This is a genomic window from Sporosarcina koreensis, assembly GCF_001531445.1.
In the GTDB taxonomy this organism is placed as follows: domain Bacteria; phylum Bacillota; class Bacilli; order Bacillales_A; family Planococcaceae; genus Sporosarcina; species Sporosarcina koreensis_C.
In genome coordinates this window covers 9,891-14,665 of the sequence record NZ_LQYA01000193.1, presented here as the reverse complement: position 1 = coordinate 14,665, position 4,775 = coordinate 9,891, and the positions used below count along the sequence as shown (strand labels likewise).

Genomic DNA, 4,775 nt, shown 5'->3' with positions numbered 1-4,775 from the left:
TCGACCGTTCGAAATTTGGAGATATACGGTTGGAGGAAGATGTCGTCCAATTCGCGGCTGCAGTGGAAATGAAGGATTACCTCACCGCCAATTTAACGTCGATCGGCAAATCAAAAATACGCGTAGAAGAGCTTGGTTCTTCTGATGAACTGATCGTTATGGCGGAATCGTGGAAGGAAGAGCTTTACACAATCAGCTCGTTGCGCCTCGACTCGCTTGTCGCTTCATTAGTGAATTGTCCGCGTCAAAAAGCCGTCTCGCTAATCCAGAATGATAAAGTGAAAGTGAATCATGTAGTCCGCGATCAGCAAGCGTTCGAGGTGAATGAATCGGACATTCTTTCGATCAGGGGATCAGGCCGTTTCAAAATCATGTCGATAGAAGGAAGGACACGAAAAGACAAAATACGGTTGTTGATTGGTAGGTTAGAATGATTTTTCAGACAACCGCTCGAAAAACTGCTGTCTTATCTGCTGTCGGCATGTATAATAGGGAATAGAAGATTTACTTGAAAGGGAGGAACAAAAGATGGCATTGTCACCACTCGATATACATAACAAAGAATTCAGCCGCGGCTTCCGTGGATACGATGAAGATGAAGTAAACGAGTTTCTTGAACAGATCATGAAGGATTATGAAAACGTACTGGAAGAGAATAAAGCGTTGAAAAACAGTTTGAAGGATACGAAAGAAAAGGTCTCCCATTTCAACTCAATCGAAGAGACATTGCAGAAATCCATTTTGATCGCCCAAGAAGCAGCCGAAGATGTAAGACGGAACTCGAAGCAAGAATCGAAATTGATTGTAAAAGAGGCCGAGAAGAATGCAGACCGTATTGTGAATGAAGCACTGTCGCGAGCCCGTAAAATCGCGCTGGAGATCGAGGATTTGAAAAAACAATCGAAAGTGTTCAGAAACCGCTTCCGCATGTTGATTGAAGCGCAACTAGATATGATCAAGACAGATGACTGGGAAAAACTTCTTGAATATGAGCCTGATACGGAACATCTAGAATCTGCAGCGGAAGTAGAATGATTCGGAAGCTTGACATATTATCATATTCAAACATATAATAATGACCATATAAGCAGAAACAGGCATTGAAAGAGAGAGTACTTTTCGAAATTCATGCAAAGCGAGCCGGGGGTGGTGGGAGCCTGGTCTGAATCGGAAACGAAAATCACTCCAGAGCCGGATTGACGAAAATCAATCCCGGATACACCCCGTTACGGTGTTCTGAGAGGCAGTATGATTTTTCATGCTGCAACTAGGGTGGTAACGCGAGAATAATTCCTCGTCCCTTTACTAGGGACGGGGTTTTTTATATTTAAAGGAGGAAACAATATGGATTACAAAGACACATTGCTCATGCCGAAAACAGACTTTCCGATGCGCGGCAACTTGCCGAATAAAGAACCAGATATGCAGGCGAAATGGGAAGATATGAATATCTATGAAAAAGTGCAAAAACGCACCGAAGGACGTCCTTTCTTCGTCCTTCACGACGGACCGCCATACGCAAACGGCGATTTGCACATGGGCCACGCCCTTAACAAAGTCCTCAAAGACATGATTGTCCGCCATAAATCGATGACAGGCTTCCATGCGCCTTACGTACCGGGCTGGGATACGCACGGTCTTCCGATTGAGCAGGCTCTCGTCAACAAAGGTGTCAATCGTAAAGAGCTTTCCGTCGCTGAGTTCCGTAAAATGTGCGAGGAATATGCATACAGCCAAATCGACAGCCAACGTTCACAATTCAAACGGATCGGCGTACGCGGCAACTGGGAAAACCCATACATCACATTGAAGCCTGAATTCGAAGCGAGACAAATCCAGGTATTCGGTGAAATGGCCAAGAAAGGTTATATCTACAAAGGTCTGAAGCCAGTATACTGGTCCCCTTCAAGCGAATCGGCGCTTGCAGAGGCGGAAATCGAATACAAAGATAAAAAATCGCCGTCCATTTACGTTGCGTTCCCGATCAAGGACGGTCGCGGTGTTGTAAGCGAGGATGTAAAAATCGTCATCTGGACAACGACGCCATGGACGATTCCTGCAAACCTCGGAATTTCGGTTCATCCGGAATTCACTTACGCAATCGTCAATGTGGACGGAAATAAGTTTCTCATGGCGAAGGATCTTGTTGAGTTTGTCGCAAAAGAAATTGGCTGGGAATCATATGAAATTGCCAGCGAGGTAAAAGGTTCTGATCTGGAAAGAGTAATTGCGAAGCATCCGCTATATGACCGCGACTCCCTCGTCATGCTTGGCGACCATGTTACAGCAGAAGCAGGTACAGGCTGCGTTCATACAGCACCCGGTCATGGTGAAGATGACTTCTACGTCTCTATACAATATGGAATCGATGCATTGTCTCCAATCAATGACCGTGGTGTCATGACAGATGAAGCGCCAGGCTTTGAAGGATTATTCTATGAAGATGCAAATAAAGAAGTGACGAAAAAATTGGATGAAGAAGGAGCTCTATTAAAGCTTTCATTCATCACACACTCGTACCCACATGATTGGCGTACGAAGAAACCGGTCATTTTCCGAGCGACTGCTCAATGGTTTGCGTCCATTCAATCATTCCGCGAAGAGTTGTTGGAAGCAATCCGCAATACAAAGTTCACTCCTTCATGGGGTGAAACTCGCTTGTATAATATGGTGCGCGACCGTGGCGACTGGTGTATTTCACGCCAACGTGTATGGGGAGTTCCGATTCCAGTATTTTACGCGGAAAATGGAGAAGCGATCATTACCGATGAAACCATTGCCCATGTGGCCGACTTGTTCAGAGAACATGGTTCAAATGTATGGTTTGAATGGGAAGCGAATGCTTTGCTTCCGGAAGGCTTCAAGCATGAAGGCAGCCCGAACGGCCAGTTTACAAAAGAAACGGATATTATGGATGTCTGGTTCGACTCCGGTTCTACCCATCAAGGCGTGTTAGTGGAAAGAGACGATCTCGTCTATCCGGCAGATCTGTATTTGGAAGGCTCCGACCAATACCGCGGTTGGTTCAACTCATCTTTGACAACAAGTGTTGCCATCAATGGTATCGCACCATACAAAGGGCTACTGAGCCACGGCTTCACATTGGATGGGGAAGGCCGCAAAATGAGTAAGTCGCTAGGCAACGTCATCGTCCCTTCAAAAGTGATGAACCAGCTAGGCGCCGATATCCTTCGACTTTGGGTGTCTTCCGTCGATTATACGGCAGATGTACGGGTTTCCGATTCGAATTTCAAGCAAGTGTCGGAAGTATACCGTAAAATCCGCAATACGCTCCGCTTCCTGCATGGAAATGTGGCAGATTTCAATCCTGCTACTGACCGCGTCGCGTTTGAAGATATGCGCCCGATCGACCAATACGTTTATGTGAAGCTTCAAGATCTGATCAAAGACGTCCTTGAAGCCTATGAGAAATATGAGTTTGCAGGCGTTTATCACGCAGTGAATAATTTCTGCACAGGTGAATTAAGCTCATTTTATCTTGATATCGCAAAAGACGTCGTTTATATCGAAGGTGTAGATCATCCACACCGTCGTGCAATGCAGACAGTCATGTACGATTCACTTCTAGCCCTGTTGAAGCTATTGACGCCGATCATCCCGCATACGACAGATGAGCTATGGGCTTATCTAGAGAATGTAGAAGAAGAAAGCGTTCAGTTGACAGATATGCCGCAAGCGGAAGATCTTGGAGAGAAAGCGGAAGCACTACGCGAACGTTTCAGCAAATTGATGCTTGTGCGTGACGATGTTTTGAAGGCGCTTGAAGAAGCAAGAAACGCAAAAGTGATCGGTAAATCACTCGAGGCGAAAGTGACGGTCGCATTACCAGAAAAAATGACTGGCATTTTGGCAGCCGACGATATCGATTTCGCTCAATTCTTCATCGTTTCCAAGTTCGAGGAAGGTAACGAGGGAACAATGCCAGCTGATGCAATTCAACTTGACGCTGCAACAGTCCTTGTAGAAAAAGCGGACGGTGAAAAATGTGACCGTTGCTGGACGATTTCCGAAACTGTCGGGATGGATGCAGATCATCCAGATCTATGCTCGCGTTGCGCTGGAGTCGTGAAAAAATACTATTCATAAGCATTTTGGTAAAGGCTGTTTGCAACTGTGGCTATAATCCATAGTTGCAGCAGCCTTTTTCTTTTCCATCGAATGCACGCCAACTTCATGATTGAGTGTACTTTGTGGTAAAATGGAACAGAAACGTCGGACGGGGGTTTTTGGATTGATATTATATTATGGATTGGCTGTTTTATTAATATTGCTTGACCAACTGACAAAATGGCTTGTCGTACAAAACATGAATCTAGGGCAACGAATTCCACTAGTAGAACCTTATTTTGCACTCCTCTCACATCGGAATAAAGGAGCGGCATGGGGAATGCTGGAAGGGCAAATGTGGTTATTTTATATCGTCACGATACTAGTTGTCGGCGGCATTATTTATTTTTTCCACAAGGAAGCGAAGAGCAGTAAGCTATTAAGTGTCAGCCTCATGTTTTTACTTGGTGGCGCACTCGGAAACTTCATAGATCGGTTATTTCGAAAAGAAGTGGTCGATTTTGTTGACATTCTTATTCCAGTCATCAATTATGATTTTCCAATCTTCAACGTAGCGGATGCTGCACTGACAGTTGGTGTCGTTCTCATGATTCTTCACGTCTTACTGGATGAAAAAAAGAACAAGAAAAAGGTGGCATAATGGAACCGTTTGAATTTGTAATAACAGAAGAACACGGCAATGGCAG

4 protein-coding genes and 1 other annotated feature are annotated in these 4,775 nt (G+C 45.0%); all 4 genes read left to right on the top strand.

Features of this window, described 5'->3' with window-relative positions; all coding sequences use genetic code 11:
* The coding region (locus AWV70_RS17130) for a YlmH/Sll1252 family protein (RefSeq protein ID WP_235588729.1) at positions 1-434 on the top strand (434 nt) is incomplete at its 5' end.
* 94 nt (positions 435-528) lie between these two features.
* The gene (locus AWV70_RS17125) at positions 529-1,035 is read left to right on the top strand and encodes a DivIVA domain-containing protein (RefSeq protein ID WP_060209674.1); all 507 of its coding nucleotides are present in this window, start codon (positions 529-531) and stop codon (positions 1,033-1,035) included.
* Positions 1,036-1,091: 56 nt separating this feature from the next.
* Positions 1,092-1,305 (top strand) — a binding site (T-box leader).
* Between the two features lie 39 nt (positions 1,306-1,344).
* On the top strand, positions 1,345-4,107 hold the full coding sequence (gene ileS / locus AWV70_RS17120; RefSeq protein WP_060209672.1) for an isoleucine--tRNA ligase: 2,763 nt from the start codon (positions 1,345-1,347) through the stop codon (positions 4,105-4,107).
* Between the two features lie 145 nt (positions 4,108-4,252).
* Positions 4,253-4,729, top strand: a complete 477-nt coding sequence (gene lspA / locus AWV70_RS17115; RefSeq protein WP_060209670.1) for a signal peptidase II — start codon at positions 4,253-4,255, stop codon at positions 4,727-4,729.
* Positions 4,730-4,775 lie beyond the last annotated feature (46 nt).